Origin of the sequence: Allofrancisella frigidaquae (genome assembly GCF_012222825.1) — a bacterium.
In the GTDB taxonomy this organism is placed as follows: Bacteria; Pseudomonadota; Gammaproteobacteria; order Francisellales; family Francisellaceae; genus Francisella; species Francisella frigidaquae.
Window position 1 is genome coordinate 632622 of record NZ_CP038017.1, and the last position, 16096, is coordinate 648717.

Sequence of the window (16096 nt, forward strand, 5' to 3'; positions counted from 1 at the left end):
TTCATATTTGCTGCTTATATACTATTTTATATATTATGGTGGTTTAAAATATGAAACTAGGTTTTACATTTTTTATTTGCTAATGCAAATAGTATTTTACAAAAAATTTACAATATTGGTTATTTCTGTCTCCAGGTATCCTAATCCAAGTAAATTTTGTATACAATATCTATCTGAAAGAGTTAAATGTCTATGTGTAGCATTTTTTAACCCCTTGGATTTTATTGGAACTTTACATACCATAATAAATCTCATGTGGAATCCTCTTTCGATTATTTACTAAATTTATTAGAAAGACTGATGGTGTTATTAGAAGGTGCTGTTGGGAGTATAGCTTCCTCTTCTAGGGTATCGGCAGTAACAACTGTTTTGTTATCTTTTTTTAAGTTTGCAAAAAAAACATGGGATAGAAGTTGAAGTTGAGGAAAAACAGTGAGAAAAATAGCTATACTTGGTGCGATGGAAATTGAAATCCAGCCTATACTAGAAAAATTAGACAATTATCAAATAGTTGAATATGCAAATAACAAATATTACTTAGCTAATTACCAAGATAAAGAATTGGTTATCGCATATAGCAAAATAGGTAAAGTATTTTCTGCCATGACAGCAGCTATTATGATTGAGCGTTTTGGAGCTGAATGTTTACTCTTTACTGGAGTAGCTGGAGGATTACAAGAGCTACAAGTCGGTGATCTGCTAGCAGCTACAGCGACAGTACAACATGATGTTGATATAACAGCATTTGGTTATCCACATGGTAAAAATCCAGTTTCAGAGATCAAAATAGATACCTGTAAAGAGATGTTACAGAAAGCTCAACTGGTAGCAAAAGAGTTAGAGTTAGATCTTAAAATGGGTGTAATTGCTACAGGAGATCAGTTTATTTGCGATACAGTAAAAAAAGATTTTGTAGTAGGCGAGTTTGCTGCAAAAGCTATAGAGATGGAAGGTGGTAGTGTTAATTTAGTATGTAATGAGCTTGGTATATCAAGTTTAATATTAAGAAGTATATCAGATACTGCAGATGGTGACGCACCAGAAAATTTTGATGAATTTGCTAAAATGGCAGCACAAAAATCAGCAAATTTCGTTTTTAGCTTAATACAAAGAATATAATAAAGGACAGTAATGACAAAAAAATTTTTTATCGTTTTTTTAACTATAACGAGTTTAGAATTTGGCTATAGTCTTACAGATCAGCAAATTAAGTCCTCAAAGCAAGCCATTCAGGCATTGTATGACAAAGACTATAAGTCTTATTATTTTCTCAAATCGAAGCTTAAAGATACGAGTATTTATTCTTATTTGCAGTATAAAGAAATTAGTTCAGAACCAGGTATTTTTGATCAAATGACTATAGATAGTTATTACAAGGATAACAAAGACACATACTGGTTATCGCAATTATCTGATGACCTTGCGACGTATTATGCGAAAAATCATAATTGGGAGTTATTTGATAAATACTATACAGGTGGTCTAGGTGTTTCCGGAAAATGTTGGAGTATACAAGCTCAGTATGAGCAAGAAGATAAGGAAAAGGCTTTAAACGCATATGCTCAGCTATGGCAAGATATGGTGTATATGCCATCTGGTTGTAATGAAATGCAAAAATATTGGGATAACTATGATCATAAAGCTAAAGATTATATTGTAACTAAAGCTTATACTTTAGCTTTTGCAGGTAAATTTAGCGATGCGTTATGGTTATTAAATACTTATGTAAAAAATAATGATGATTATGTGAATTACATTACAGCTTGGAAAGAAGTGACAAAAGATCCTAGTAAGCTGGATAACTTTATTTTAAAGTTCCATAGATATAAAAATTTTAATGACATCTTTGTAGAGATATCGAAAAATTTAATCAAAAAGGATTCGGAAAATTATGCTAAAGTTTGGGATAGTTTAAAAAATACAAGGTATCTAAATGAGAAAACGAAACATCAGTGTATTTCTGAAATAGCAGTAAGTTTCGCGCGTTCTCAATCATTGCAAGCCAAACACTGGCTTGATAAAGTAGATAAGAGATATCTAGATACTATTGTTTGGGAATGGTTATTAAGAGTAGATCTATATAATAGTGATTTTAAAGATTATATAAAAACTTATAGTAAGCTTCCTAAGCAATCTCAACAAGACAATGCTTGGAGATATTGGTTAGCATATAGTTATAAGAAATTAGGACAACAAGAAAAAGCGAAACAAATATTTGAGCAGTTAGCTAAAGAACCTTTAGAATATTATTCATTTTTGGCTGCTGATGAGTTGGGTAAACCATATAACTATGGTGATAAACCTAATGATAAGCTAGACACTAAAGATATTAACGACTTATTAAAAGAACAAACAATACAACAGGCTATTGATTTGTACCAGATTGATCAGTATACAGATTCTACTAGTTTATGGAAATGGAGTATTAGAAACAAATTAAAAAATGATCAAAAAGATGAAATAAAAAAATTAGCTCAATTAGTAGCTAATGAGAATATGTACTATGCAGCTATATTTAATATGTCAGTTATTGGTCAGTATTCAAATATTAACTTGCTATTTCCTAAGGCTTTTATTTCTAAGGTTAAGGAGAATGCTGATAAGTATGCTATTGATAAAGGTCTAATCCTTTCTATAATGAGAAAAGAGTCACTTTTTGATATAGAAGCGAAATCACCAGCGGGTGCTAAAGGTTTAATGCAAGTAACTATACCAACAGCAGAATTTATAGTTAAAAAATATAAACTATCTTTAGTTGGAGCTAAGCTAGATAAGATTGACACCCAAATATTTACTCCAGAGAATAATATTAAAATTGGTACCGCAAATTTATATTTTCTAGATAGTCTTTTTAATAAGAATATAATCTTGGGCATAGCAGCATATAATGCTGGTCCTGGAAATGTAGCTAAATGGTTAAATAGCAAAGAAGTCCCAGCTCCCATTTGGATAGAAAACATACCATTCGGTGAAACTAGGCACTATGTTCGTAAAGTTTTAGTTTATATGATTGTATATAATGATTTTGTCCTTAAAGATAAGCAAAAGCATATCAGTGACTTTCTTGGATCTAAGTTATCCCATAAGTTAAGTTTTAGGTAGAATTTTTTTTGTGTCTAACAATGTGTTAGTGAAATTCTACCATGATTTTATAATTCTTTTATAGTAACATTTGTAGTTAAATTTATTTATAAAAAAATATTTATAATGATTTCTCACCTTAGGGTTCATACAGGGTTTTCTGTTATTGACAGTACAGTTAGGCTAAATGAGCTTTTTGAAACAGCTAAACAAAAAGATATAGTTGCTTTAGCTTTGACTGATGTATGTAATTTATTTGCAGCTGTTAAATTTTATAAACAAGCCTTAAAAACAGGCATCAAACCAATATTTGGTGTTGAGCTAAAAATAGATACTCAGTTGGGGATATGTGATTTAATATTACTAGCTGAAAATAATCAAGGGTATCAAAATATTGTTAACCTTATTTCAAGAGCATATCAGGAGGCTGATAGAGTAGGCTCAATTCCTTTAGTGCCTAAAAAATGGTTTAATCAAATGGATTTTAAAAATACTATTTGTTTAAGCGGCGGTCAAAATGGCGAGTTAGGTAAAGCTATACTTTCAAAAGATTCTAGTAAAATTTTAGAAGTTATATCAGAGTATATTAGTATCTTTGGCAAAGATAATTATTTTATAGAAATCCATAAATTAGGTTATGAAAATGAAGGCACATATGTTGAAAAAGCTTTAGAATTGGCCCATGAAAAAGGTTTGCTTGCTGTAGCTACTAATCTAACAGTATTTATGAATTCAGAAGATTATGATATTCATGAAATTAGAGCTTGCATTAACGAGAAAACAACTATCTTAGATGAGACTAGAAAATCTAGGTTTACCCAAGAACAATATTTAAAGTCATCACAAGAAATGCACGAGACCTTTGGTGGTTTACCAGTATTGTTAACCAATACTTTAGCTATAGCAAGGCGTTGTAATGTTACATTTGAACTTGGTAAACCATCATTACCTACTGTTGGTATCCCAGAAGGTTTAACACAGAGAGAATATTTTTCAAAAATATGTTATAAAGGACTAGAAAAGCGTCTAGAAAAAATATTATCGCTTAAGTCTGCAGATAAACATGAGCATATAATTAAAACTTATAAAGAAAGATTACAAAGAGAAATCGATATCATTTGTGATATGGGTTTTCCGGGGTATTTTCTTATAGTTGAGGATTTCATACGTTGGGCAAAAGAAAATGATATTCCAGTAGGACCTGGACGTGGTTCAGGGGCTGGTTCATTAGTAGCTTATTCTTTATCGATTACAGATATTGATCCTTTATCATACGGATTACTTTTTGAAAGGTTTTTGAATCCTGAAAGGGTATCAATGCCTGATTTTGATATAGATTTTTGTATCCAAGGTAGAGATAGAGTAATCAAATATGTTGAACAAAGGTATGGTAAGGAAAGCGTAGCCCAGATTATTACGTATGGAACAATGGCTGCTAAAGGTGTTGTGCGCGATGTAGTTAGAGTTATGGGGCAAAGTTTTGGTTTTGGTGATAGGATAGCTAAACTTATTCCAGAAACACCTGGTACAACTTTTAAAAAAATTCTTCATGAAGGTGAGCCTTTGTATGAGGAAATGAAATCTGACGAGGATGTTGCAGAAATAGTTGAAAAAGCCCAAAAACTTGAAGGCTTACCACGTAGTTTAGGTAAACATGCAGCGGGTATTGTTATATCACCAACAGTTATATCTGAATTTGCTCCGATATACTGTGAGGACAAAGGTGGGGATATTGTTACTCAGTTTGACAAAGGCGATGTAGAAGATGTTGGCTTAGTCAAGTTTGACTTTCTAGGTTTAAAAAACTTAACGATAATAAATAACACTATTAAAAGTATTAATGCTAAGAAAAAAGCTGGTGAACCTTTTTTAAATATTTCTGATATTCCTTTAGATGACAAATTAACCTATAAACTTTTACAAGCTGGTAATACTACAGGAATATTTCAGCTTGAATCACAGGGGATGCGTCAGATAGTTAAAGATCTTGGCACTTCAAATTTTGAAGAGATTATTGCACTAGTTGCGCTATACCGACCAGGACCTATGGAAAATATCCCAATATTTATAGATCGAAAACATGGGCGTAAGCAGATTTCTTATTTACATCCTTTACTTGAAGTGGTCCTTAAGGAAACCTACGGTATACCAGTTTATCAAGAGCAAGTAATGCAAATGGCACAAAAACTAGCTGGCTACACTCTCGGAGCGGCAGACCTTTTACGTAGAGCAATGGGTAAAAAGAAACCAGAAGAGATGGAGCAACAACGTAAGATTTTTAAAGAAGGTGCTAAAAAATACAATAACATTGAGTCTAGCTTAGCTGATGAAATATTTGACCAGATGGAAGCTTTTGCTGGTTATGGTTTTAATAAATCCCATGCTGCTGCATATGCTTTGATAGCTTATCAAACTGCTTGGTTAAAAGCGCATTATCCTGATGAATATATGGCTGCTCTCATGTCTGGTGATATGGGTAATACTGATCAGTTAGTTAAGTTTATTCTAGATTGTAAAAACATGGGAATATCAGTCCAAGCCCCTAATATAAACACTAGTGTATATGCTTGTATTGCTGTTTCAAAAGGTACTATATTACTTGGCTTAGGAGCTATAAAAGGGCTTGGTGGAGAAGCTATCAAAAGTATTCTTACGGAACGGGAGTTAGCAGGTAAATTCAGTTCAATTTTTGATTTATGTCGTAGAGTAGATTTACGTAAAGTCAATAAAAAAGCTCTTGAGGCGTTATGTTTTGCTGGCGCTATAAATGGTATTTCAAAAAACAGAGCTACAGCTTTTAATTCTATAGAAAAAGCTATAAAAAATGCCGGTTACGTCAACGAGATGAATGCTGCTGGTCAAGATGATTTGTTTGGCTTTACAGAACAAGAAAGTGATACAGATTCTGAATTTGAAAAAGAATGTTTCGCAGAAGAATGGAGCTTAAGGGAATTATTAATAAATGAAAAAAAAGCTTTGGGCATGTACTTTACTGGACATATTCTTGATGAAGAAAGTCACTGGCGTAATCATGTAAGTTTTAGTGACCTTGAAAAAATACAACGCTCAAATATGGATGGAAATTCAGTTAGAATTATTGCTAGTATGATAACCCCGGCTATTCGTAGAAAGACTAAGACTGGTCGAATTTTGTATATTATCAATATTGATGATGAATTTGATAGAGTAGATTGTCTAGTTAGTGAAGATATATTTGCATCTGTTAAAGACAGTATTAGTGTTGATGATATAGTTGTGGTAGAAGGTAAAGTTAGCCGAGATATACAGCGAGAGAGAAATAAGCTAAGTGTTGATAAAGTTCAGCCAATTTCTCAATATATAGATGAAAATTTTAGTAAAGTTAGGCTAACGTTAAAGGGTGAAAATATAAACCCTACTAATCTGATAAAAGTCCTTAATAACTTTAAAAATAATATCAACCTCCATAATGAACAAAAATCAAATATTTTAGAGATAGTTATATCTTTAGACGGAGTAGAAGCTAATTTTGATACTTTACAGAAACCTTTCTCAATATATGAGTTTGTTAATGATATTAGTAGCTTAATAGCAGAAGGTAGTACGGTTAGTTTGGGGTAGTATAAGAGGGTTTCTACCATCTCTAGCAGTACGGTTTTTAGCTTCAAAACTTTTTCAACATATTTTTATCCATTGTGCCATTTCTCTATCGAGTTGATTAGTTCAGCGAAGGTATCAGACATTAAAAGAAGGTCAGCCTCATGGCTTTCATTTTTGTTTAGATCTTTAATACCATCTAAGAATTTGATTGATTTAAACTGTAGTTTGGTATTAACAGTCATGGCTAACTGTTCTTTCCAAATTATAGCTAATTCAGTTATATAACCACCAGCCTCTACAAATGATTTTATCTGATCATTCAGCACAGCGGAGCCTTGACATGAAATATTAGCTATACCATCACCAATATCACTAGTGAGCTTACACTTATCTGATATTTCAACATCTAAAGGGTTAGCATTATCAATAAACCAATGAGTAAGTATCTCAGACTCTTCTTTTTGAACTAATTCAAATCTTGCTTCACATCTTTGTAATAGTTCTATTATTTTAGTAACTTGATTCTCAGAGACACTATCAATAACTAGATAATTATTTGTAAGATCTAGGTAACCGTATACCTTTTTAAATTTACTAAAAGCTTGTGGCAGAAGTCTTTGTTCAGTATCTTCTTTAATCTCAGATTTTTCTTTTTTACTTACATAACGACTTTGTTCTAACTCTTCTATATAAGCTTGTGCTTCTTGGTTAATTATCTGCGCAGGAAGTAGCTTATCTTCAGTCAATAAACAAAAAACAGCTAGGTGATTAAACCTAAAGAGGCAATTTTCATCATCTTTGATGAAAGGGTTTACAAACCCTTTAGTAGACTTTTGAGATTTACTACATGGGATAAAAGCCAGCTTATTAATTGATTCTTCAAACGTATCAATATTTATATCAGTAATTTTAAATGCGGTTAGATTTTTAAAGAACATAATTTACTATATTTTTTTATTGTCTGTCTATATTAGCAAATAGTTAATCTCAATGCTTTATTTCTTTAAAAAAAGGCCTTAATAAAAGAATAGCGAAAGAAGAATAATAGTATATATAACAACATATACAGCTATATGTCATATAGTTATAATTATGTAATCTCAAGAATTCTATCTACAGTAAACATGCGTTCTTCTTGTTGTGAAGTACAATATGCTAGCAAACCATAAAACTTCTTACCCTGATAAATTCGTCTACCTACAGATATTGGGATTATGACTCTTTCAGATCTCGTATCATTAGCTTTAAGGTAGATGATACTTAATTCGTTTTCACTTTTTATAGCTTCTTCTATAATTTCTAGTTTTCTATCAAATGATTGTTTTTCATTAGCTTTTTTATATGCGTAATCAGTTAAGAACTTATAGACCTTATAGTCAACTCTGACATGGTGTTTTTTGATTGGAACTTTAAGGGTTATTCCTTCAAAAGAAGTACATCTACTCAAAGCGACATATGTTTGTCCACTTGCAAAAGATGTAGCTCCAAGATCAATGACGGCTCTATCAAAAGTTTTACCTTGGCTTTTATGAATAGTTATAGCCCAAGCTAATCTAAAAGGATATTGCGTAAAGCTTCCTATACTTTCTGAAACTAATTTACTATTTTTTAAGAAAAATCTATATACAGCCCATGTATGAGGGTAGACTTTAACAACTCTGTTAGAGTCATTTAATAAGACCTTTAAGTATTCCTGCTCATCCTCATCGTATTGAACATCTATTATTTCAGCAATACTACCATTAACCCATCTATTATTTGAATCATTATTCAACATCATTATCTGAGCTCCTATCTTATATTGAAGCTCAGGAGATGTGGGAAAGTATTCTTTACCAAAATCACCAGTAATAATTGCATGACTAAAGCGTGATTTATGTTTAAGTTGCCCAAGTTTAGCTTCATTAATTTGGTCAGCACTTTTATTTGTTGAGGTAAGGTTTATAGTAAACTTATCACAAGTATTTGTATTATTATATAATTGGCTATTGAGCTTATCTAAATCTATTTGCTCAATTGTTTTGTTTCGGATCTTATTTAATAGATCAATAAAATCTTGATCTTTTTGGCGGTATATTTTGTCTAACTCTATTATATTAAGTTCAATATTCTGTATAGCTTTAGCACTAAAAAAATAAGAAGAATCATATAAACTAGCAAAGGTTTTCTTTTCAGCTTTATTTACAACTGGTGGGAGCTGATATAAATCACCAATAAATACCATCTGGACTCCTCCGAATGGTAATGTTTCATTTTTACCATAGATTCTTAAAAAAACATCTATGCAGTCTAATAGGTCAGCTCTTAGCATTGAAGCTTCATCAATCACTATGGTATTTATTTTTTGGTATATTTTAGGGTTTTTAGGTCTTATTTGTTTATTGATGATTTTATCTGGAGTTACATCTATATAAAAATTAAAAAAATTATGAATAGTTTCACCTTGCACGTTTAGAGCAGCTACGCCTGTTGGAGCGAGAATAACAGGCTTATCTTTAGTTGTTTTACAAAAGTGATTAAGTAACGTTGATTTACCTGTACCTGCTTTGCCTGTAATGAACAAATGTTCTTCACCAGTTTTTAATAAATCTAAGGCTTTTGAAAATTGAGGATTAATATCTAAATTCATATTACACTATACCCGTGTTTTATTCTTATATTTATAATTTCATTAATAACTGAATCAGCCTCAGCTATAGAAGCTACATGTATATTTTTTCTATGAGAAAATTTAGTAAGCTTTGAACCATAGTCGCATACGGACTAGCAAATCATTAAAGAGATCTCTCAATATAGTTATATTATAATACTTGGTATCAGTTTTTAAAGAAATCATAAACTTTTAATTTATTAGGTTCCATGAACAAAATTTTTTGCAATATGCATGTAAGTATATTTAAATATTTTTTGCGAAACAAAAAATATACTTAATGCACATGGAATATTATATATCAGAATCAAATTGGTCAACTATTTTAAAACTTTCAGAATACAATCTAGCAACTTTTCTTACATCACAAAAAGGCTTACATACGAAAGATACAGTTAAACTAAGAAAATTCATAGAAGCGGTATTTTTTATCCTAAAAATAGGAGCTCAGTGGAAATATCTTCACAAGGATTATGGTAATAGTAGAGCCATCCATAAGCGTTATAAACACTAGGCTGATAAAGGTATTTGAAATAATCTAATGACTTATGCTTCAGACATTGATTCACAATAGTTCATGATAGATTCACTATCTGTTAAAGCACATGCATGTGCTAGTGGCGAGCTTAAAGCTTATCAAGAATGTGGCGAGGAGGTTTTATTGTTATTAGAAAAATACCAAATAGGTGAAGATTTATAAGTTTTTTTGTGGCAATACTAAAACTAATAGTTGACTTATAGATTAAGAAGAGTATCATATATGCACTGACGATAATAGCAGTCTGGAACCACCTGATCCCATTCCGAACTCAGAAGTGAAATGGACTAACGCTGATGATAGTCTGGCATTTGCCCAGGTGAAAGTAGGTAATCGTCAGGACTTTTCAAATTTGGTATTGTTTCCTAATAGTTTTTGCATAGGTAGATTTTAAAATGTTTTTCAATCTTTAATATGCTATCCTATATATTTAGTTTTATGTGTATAAAAAAATAGATGTTTAGAAGTCTTCCTTTATTTATTGGTCTAAGATATATTCGTGCGAAAAAACGTAATAGATTTATATCTATCATTTCTGCAATTTCTTTTTTAGGGATATCTTTAGGTGTAGCTGTGCTTATTACAGTTATGTCTGTAATGAATGGTTTTGATGAGCAGATTAAAAGTCGTATCCTTATGATGGTGCCACCATTGAAAGTTTATGAGTTAGGCGGGAAATTAGAAGATTGGCAAGGTGTTGCAAAGCAAATAGAATCTAAGATACCTAAGGTAAAAGCAGCAGCGCCGGTCATAGATTCACAAGGGTTATTAAGCGCAAATCGCGGTGGTAGTACAACAGCTTTTGTGCAAATACAGGGTATAGAGCCTAAATACCAAACCAAAGTTTTACCTATAGCAGAGCATATTATAGATGGTTCTTTGGCGACACTAGATGATGATAAAGGATACAATATAGTTTTAGGAAGTGCTTTAGCTGATAGCTTAGGAGTAACAATAGGTGATAAGGTAACGCTTATTGTACCAAAGGTGAGCTTGACTCCAGCCGGTATGATACCTAGAATTAAGCAGTTTACAGTTTCAGGAATTTTTTCTGTTAGTTATCAGTATGATGCTTATTATGCGCTTATAAATATTAAAAATGCACAAAAGGTTTTTCAGTTAGGTGATAATGTTTCAGCTTTACAACTTGGCGTAAATAACATTTATGATGCTCCAGAGATAAAAAATAAACTTAACGATGGGGCTATACAGTCTTACTATTTTACTCGAGATTGGACCGATGAAAATAAATCGTTCTTTGATGCTTTAAAGATGGAAAAAACGATGATGTTTTTCATTTTACTTTTAATTATTACAGTTGCTATATTTAATTTATTATCTTCTTTGGTAATGGTAGTTACTGATAAACGTAGTGATATAGCTATATTAAGAACGATGGGAATGTCATCACGACAGATTCTAACAATATTTATTTACCAAGGTTTTATTATAGGTTTAATAGGTACTATTTTAGGAGTATTATTGGGAGTTTTACTCTCTAGTTATGCTACTGAAATAGTTAACTTTATCCAGCACGCTACAGGTAGACAGCTTGTTAGTGCAAATGTTTATTTGATTGACTATATACCGTCAAAACTTATGTTAGATGACGTTATAAAAGTAACTATAGTTTCAATGATTTTAAGTTTTATAGCTACGTTGTATCCAGCTTGGAGTGCTTCAAGAGTACAACCTGTGGAGGCACTTAGATATGAATAAAGAAATTGTATTAAGCTGTAAGAATGTTTCTAAACAATATATAGAGTTTAAAAATACAATAGATATTCTAAAAAATATTAATTTGGATATCCAAAAAGGTGAGAAAATAGCTATATTAGGATTATCTGGATCTGGTAAAACTACCTTGCTAAATATTCTTGGCGGGTTAGATAAATGTACAGCTGGAGAAGTTTATTTAATGGGTGAAAGATTTGACAATCAGTCCGTTAATAAACGAGCTTTAATGCGTAACAAACACTTAGGTTTTATTTACCAATTACATCACTTATTACCAGAATTTACAGCTATAGAAAACGTTATGATTCCTTTGGCTATTACTAAAAAATATACTAAAAAAGAATCTATTAAGTTAGCCCAAGAAATTTTAGCTAAAGTTGGTCTAGTAGGAAGGTTTGATCATAAACCAGCTGAGCTTTCAGGTGGTGAACGTCAAAGAGTTGCTATCGCTAGGGCACTAGTTACTAATCCAAACTGTATACTGGCAGATGAGCCAACTGGTAATTTAGATAGCCAGCGTTCAGAAAGTATATTTCAGTTAATTCAACAGTTAAGCCAAGATTTTGGAACTAGTTTTGTAATAGTAACTCATGATGAGCAACTTGCTAGCCGGATGGACAAGGTTTATAAGCTAGTGGACGGGCAACTGATATTGCAGTAGTTTCTAATTGCATCTGTTATACCAATTCCAACACATATTAGTACTTTCTAACTTTGTATTTTAATTTTCATTGAACTTTTTTTAAAAAGTATATCTGATAATGTATGTTTACTTTTGCTATTATATATATATTAAATTAATCATATAAAGTTACTATGAATTTGTTGAGAATAAAAAAGAAACTATATATTGTAGTATTACATGACAATTGAAAGTATTCGCTAATATAGTCAAAATTAGCAGTATTTCTTGAAAAAATTGGTAGAGTGACTTGTATAACATAAATTTTGAAAAAGTTTTTAAATTTCCAAATATTTATTAGTTTAGAGTAATAAAGTAAGAGAGGTAATATAAAATATGAAAAAAAATATTTTAGTAATATCTACAATGATATTGAGCTCATTTAGTTTTTTATTGGCTAATGATGTAAATAAGAACACTATTAACATCACTGGATTTCAAAATAATAAAAATGAAATAAAGGTAGATGGTAATAATAATCAAAAAATCATTGTTGCTATAAGTGAGGTAAATGGGAAAAATAAATTCTTTAGAGAATTTGAAGTTACAGAAAAAGATAATAGTAAACTTCTAAACTCTAGTAGTAATATAAATGCTGATATTTCAGTTAATAGATCTTTATCTGGAAATATACTAGTAACTAATAATACTGATAGTCTAGTAGTTTATAAATATGAGAAAGATAATGGGGGCTTTATTTCAGTTGATGCCCCAGCTCATCAAACGACTGGTGGAGGTATAATTTTAAAAAAAAAGTTAAGTAACTTAAATAGCCATTCACAAGTATGGTCTGAGGCATATGCTTGGAATGCTCAAGTTAATCAATTAACACAAGTACCAGGTAAAGGAGGATGGATTGTTACTAATACGTCAGATTCATCTGCATCTTGATATAAAACGTGTACCTATATTCTTTCTCAATTTACAAAATACACTATGATCGGGTGTTTTTTCTGATAATGCAAATTCACAAAACCATTTTGCTGCAGTATTTTCTTGTAGATATTTCTCTAATTCTCTATCGCTAAGATCTTCCATAAACTGTAACAGCAAACATTTAAATAAACGTAGTATTCCATAAACTTTGTAAGGGTTATCTTTTTCAAATTTCTTAATTTCTTAGCAACATTTTTAAAGTTCCAAATTGATACAAACTTACGGTAGGTATGATTTCTCGGTATTAAATCATTAAGACTTATCATTTCTATTTGATTCATAAATAAATTTCAAATAACTTTTACTGTACATATTTTAACAAAACTTTGACTTGGCAGTATTAGATTTCAACACGCCCAGTTATGTGAATTTCTGTGATTAAATCAATATAGTCTTTAGGTGGGGTTAATACCTAGTGTTTTAGAGGTGACTATAAAAGCACTAAAAATATGTGCTTAACAAAAGTCATCTTGCCTTGCCTTGCCAATTGATTCTTATACTCGATTATTTAAATTTACCACAAATAAGTCCTTATATACATAAAATATACTTCAAAATATATTTGTTTAGTTATGTAAACAATAAAAAATGATTTATATATAACAAGAATTATATTTTATATTTACATTAATTAATATTATTGATATATTAATTAATTATTTTAGTGTTTTGGAGTTAATTTAATGATAAGTTTCTATTTTTTAAAAATTTTGAAAAAAGTATTATTAAATGGTAGTGTGGTATTATTATCGGCAATATTCTTAAGTGGCTGTGGCTCGTCAGAAAATGTAAATAAGTATGATATAGTTACAGACTGTAGAGGGGAGGTGTGTAGCATTGCGGTAGATAATATTGATCTAATCAGATATACAACTGTTCTAGGCAAAACTATAGACCATATAATAAAAGAAGAGCCATCACAGAATTCCAAAGATAACATAGTATGGGTTATAAATGATGGACAATATGCTACAAATACACAGCTTTCTAATCATAACTTAATAGAATGTGCAAATCAAACGTGTACGGATACATCTAATCCAACGGGTTATGTGTTTGATTCTTTAGGCCTAAAGGAAATAAGTGTATCAGGGATTATAGTTAATTCAAATGGTAGCACACAAGAGATAAATTTATCGAAAAGCTTTTCTGTGGAAATGGGTGATCCCAAAATAACATCTGAAGAAATAATCGGATTATTTTATAGATTTACGGTAGATATCGAAGATACAGGAATCTCAGGAGATGCTACTTTTACATGGAAAGTAAATGGTACGCAAGTAGGAACAGGACAAGAAGTAGAATATTTATTTCCCCAAGAAGGAGTTAAATACACTGTAACTTTGGAAGTATCAGTAGATGATGTGGTGATAGCTACAGCGACAGAAAATATAACAACAGGTACGGCTGGCCAGCCAGTGCTATCAAGCGAACAAGTGGGTAGTGATCCATTAAAATGGACAATAGTAGCGGACCTTAGTGGAACAGTTGTAGATAATAGTTGGGTCAAACAATGGTTGATAGATGGAAATGTGGTAGCAGGAGAGACTGCAAATACTCTAACGTATACATTTCCTTTAACGAGCCTTTCCACTTAACTGTGTAAATTCACTTACATGAATCTCTGAATTCTATGCTCAAACTCGATAGCGAAATAAGGCATAGCCTCATTCCAATATTTAACAGGCATAGACCATTTTTTAGTCAAATAATCTATAGCCAAGTACAAAGATTTGAAAACAGAGTCATCTTTAGGAAATAGCTTTTTATTCTTAATGACTTTCCTAAACTGGCTATTAAGCGATTCAATCGCATTAGTAGTGTAAATAACTTTACGAATTTTTGGAGGATATTGCAAGAATACAGTTAAATTATCCCAATTATTTATCCATGACTTTGAAATTAAAGGATATTTAGTATCATATTTATTTGCAAAGTTATCAAGCTCAGATTGAGCTATTGCAATGGTATCAGCATCATATATTTTCTTTAACTCTCTAGCTACCTCTTTCTTGTCTTTATATGGCACATACTTAAGACTATTACGAATTTGATGAACGATACAAAGCTGATGCTTTGTCTCAGGGTATATAGCTTGTATAGCATCAGACATGCCTTTTAAATTATCAGTACATGCTATAAATATATCCTGTAAGCCTCTATTCTTTAATTCAGTAAAAACACTAAGCCAATATTTAGCACCTTCATTTTGACTGATCCAAAGACCTAATACATCCTTATGACCAGTTAACGATATGCCAAGAGCCACATACACAGCTTTATTAATAATATGCTTGTCTTCTCTAACTTTAACGACTATACAGTCAAAAAACACTATTGGATAAACTGACTCTAAAGGTCTATTTTGCCATGCTTTAACATCATCAATAATAGCTTCTGTAACATCACTTATAAAGCTTGTACTTATCTTTGTATCATATAACTCAAATAACTGTTGTTGGATATCTGTAGTACTCATACCTTTAGCATACAAAGATATAATTTTTTGGTCTAAGCCGTTTATCTTGGTGACTCTTTTGGGAACTATTTGAGGTTCAAAGTCACTATCTCTATCTCGTGGAACTGATATTTCCAAATTACCTGTGTCTGTAGCTAATGTCTTGTTACTATAGCCATTCCTAGCATTTGATGAATTAGTCCTTTGGTGTTTTGAATAACCAAGATGACTATTCATTTCTGCATCTAGTGCTTTTTCTAATAATCGTTTTGTTAGTTGCTTTAGCAAACCATCTTTCTCAAACATTTGATTAATATCAACACCTGAATCTATTATTTGATCTGCAATAGCTGTGTAAATATCTTCTGACTTCTTATTCTTAGACATTGTTTCTATCCTTAATATTTCGCTAGAAATAATCTAGCAGGTTAATTA

General features: G+C 31.2%; 12 protein-coding genes, 1 rRNA gene and 1 pseudogene. 10 read left to right on the forward strand and 4 right to left on the reverse strand.

Annotated elements, in window-relative coordinates; all coding sequences use genetic code 11:
• The first annotated feature begins 432 nt into the window (after positions 1–432).
• From E3E15_RS02980 to dnaE, 3 genes are all read left to right on the forward strand, one after another.
• Positions 433–1119 carry a 5'-methylthioadenosine/adenosylhomocysteine nucleosidase gene (locus E3E15_RS02980; RefSeq protein ID WP_035718758.1) on the forward strand — a complete coding sequence of 229 codons (687 nt, stop codon included), beginning with the start codon at positions 433–435 and terminating at the stop codon, positions 1117–1119.
• 12 nt (positions 1120–1131) lie between these two features.
• Positions 1132–3102 carry a lytic transglycosylase domain-containing protein gene (locus tag E3E15_RS02985; RefSeq protein ID WP_172106534.1) on the forward strand — a complete coding sequence of 657 codons (1971 nt, stop codon included), beginning with the start codon at positions 1132–1134 and terminating at the stop codon, positions 3100–3102.
• Between the two features lie 105 nt (positions 3103–3207).
• Complete coding sequence (dnaE, locus tag E3E15_RS02990) at positions 3208–6681, forward strand: DNA polymerase III subunit alpha (RefSeq protein ID WP_172106535.1); 3474 nt, start codon at positions 3208–3210, stop codon at positions 6679–6681.
• Positions 6682–6746: 65 nt separating this feature from the next.
• On the opposite strand, the gene rdgC is transcribed toward dnaE, so the two are convergent.
• Both rdgC and E3E15_RS03000 read right to left on the reverse strand, forming a co-directional pair.
• Positions 6747–7598: a recombination-associated protein RdgC gene (rdgC, locus tag E3E15_RS02995; protein WP_172106536.1), complete on the reverse strand. Its 852-nt coding sequence runs from the start codon at positions 7596–7598 to the stop codon at positions 6747–6749.
• A gap of 152 nt (positions 7599–7750) precedes the next feature.
• A complete protein-coding gene (locus E3E15_RS03000; RefSeq protein ID WP_172106537.1) occupies positions 7751–9289 on the reverse strand; it encodes an AAA family ATPase in 1539 nt (512 codons plus the stop codon).
• Positions 9290–9596: 307 nt separating this feature from the next.
• Between E3E15_RS03000 and E3E15_RS03005 the strand changes: the two genes are divergently transcribed.
• The 6 genes and pseudogenes from E3E15_RS03005 (at position 9597) to E3E15_RS03030 (ending at position 13158) form a co-directional block, all read left to right on the forward strand.
• Complete coding sequence (locus tag E3E15_RS03005) at positions 9597–9824, forward strand: transposase (RefSeq protein WP_172106538.1); 228 nt, start codon at positions 9597–9599, stop codon at positions 9822–9824.
• A 99-nt stretch (positions 9825–9923) separates the two neighbouring features.
• A pseudogene (locus tag E3E15_RS07945) lies at positions 9924–10010 on the forward strand (peptide deformylase); the annotation flags it as partial.
• Positions 10011–10074: 64 nt separating this feature from the next.
• Positions 10075–10190, forward strand: a 5S ribosomal RNA gene (rrf, locus tag E3E15_RS03015).
• A gap of 114 nt (positions 10191–10304) precedes the next feature.
• Positions 10305–11567, forward strand: coding sequence for a lipoprotein-releasing ABC transporter permease subunit (locus tag E3E15_RS03020; RefSeq protein ID WP_035718765.1), 1263 nt, complete (start codon positions 10305–10307; stop codon positions 11565–11567).
• Positions 11560–12246, forward strand: a complete 687-nt coding sequence (gene lolD, locus E3E15_RS03025; RefSeq protein WP_172106539.1) for a lipoprotein-releasing ABC transporter ATP-binding protein LolD — start codon at positions 11560–11562, stop codon at positions 12244–12246. Before E3E15_RS03020 ends, lolD begins: the two co-directional genes overlap by 8 nt.
• Positions 12247–12603: 357 nt before the next feature.
• The gene (locus E3E15_RS03030) at positions 12604–13158 is read left to right on the forward strand and encodes a hypothetical protein (protein ID WP_172106540.1); all 555 of its coding nucleotides are present in this window, start codon (positions 12604–12606) and stop codon (positions 13156–13158) included.
• Here the strand turns inward: E3E15_RS03030 and E3E15_RS03035 are convergent.
• The gene (locus E3E15_RS03035; RefSeq protein WP_172106541.1) at positions 13144–13305 is read right to left on the reverse strand and encodes a transposase; all 162 of its coding nucleotides are present in this window, start codon (positions 13303–13305) and stop codon (positions 13144–13146) included. The genes E3E15_RS03030 and E3E15_RS03035 overlap by 15 nt on opposite strands.
• A 608-nt stretch (positions 13306–13913) precedes the next feature.
• Between E3E15_RS03035 and E3E15_RS03040 the strand changes: the two genes are divergently transcribed.
• Positions 13914–14801, forward strand: coding sequence for a DUF3281 family protein (locus E3E15_RS03040; protein ID WP_172106542.1), 888 nt, complete (start codon positions 13914–13916; stop codon positions 14799–14801).
• A 14-nt stretch (positions 14802–14815) separates the two neighbouring features.
• Here the strand turns inward: E3E15_RS03040 and E3E15_RS03045 are convergent, their stop codons facing one another.
• Complete coding sequence (locus E3E15_RS03045) at positions 14816–16048, reverse strand: IS256 family transposase (RefSeq protein ID WP_172106156.1); 1233 nt, start codon at positions 16046–16048, stop codon at positions 14816–14818.
• Between the last annotated feature and the right edge of the window lie 48 nt (positions 16049–16096).

What these genes read in the sequence shown, in the direction of transcription:
- E3E15_RS02985 (WP_172106534.1), top strand. Translation starts at nt 1,132, where the DNA reads ATGACAAAAAAATTTTTTATCGTTTTTTTAACTATAACGAGTTTAGAA.
- dnaE (WP_172106535.1), top strand. Translation starts at nt 3,208, where the DNA reads ATGATTTCTCACCTTAGGGTTCATACAGGGTTTTCTGTTATTGACAGT.
- rdgC (WP_172106536.1), bottom strand. Translation starts at nt 7,598, where the DNA reads ATGTTCTTTAAAAATCTAACCGCATTTAAAATTACTGATATAAATATT.
- E3E15_RS03000 (WP_172106537.1), bottom strand. Translation starts at nt 9,289, where the DNA reads ATGAATTTAGATATTAATCCTCAATTTTCAAAAGCCTTAGATTTATTA.
- E3E15_RS03005 (WP_172106538.1), top strand. Translation starts at nt 9,597, where the DNA reads ATGGAATATTATATATCAGAATCAAATTGGTCAACTATTTTAAAACTT.
- E3E15_RS03020 (WP_035718765.1), top strand. Translation starts at nt 10,305, where the DNA reads ATGTTTAGAAGTCTTCCTTTATTTATTGGTCTAAGATATATTCGTGCG.
- lolD (WP_172106539.1), top strand. Translation starts at nt 11,560, where the DNA reads ATGAATAAAGAAATTGTATTAAGCTGTAAGAATGTTTCTAAACAATAT.
- E3E15_RS03030 (WP_172106540.1), top strand. Translation starts at nt 12,604, where the DNA reads ATGAAAAAAAATATTTTAGTAATATCTACAATGATATTGAGCTCATTT.
- E3E15_RS03035 (WP_172106541.1), bottom strand. Translation starts at nt 13,305, where the DNA reads ATGGAAGATCTTAGCGATAGAGAATTAGAGAAATATCTACAAGAAAAT.
- E3E15_RS03045 (WP_172106156.1), bottom strand. Translation starts at nt 16,048, where the DNA reads ATGTCTAAGAATAAGAAGTCAGAAGATATTTACACAGCTATTGCAGAT.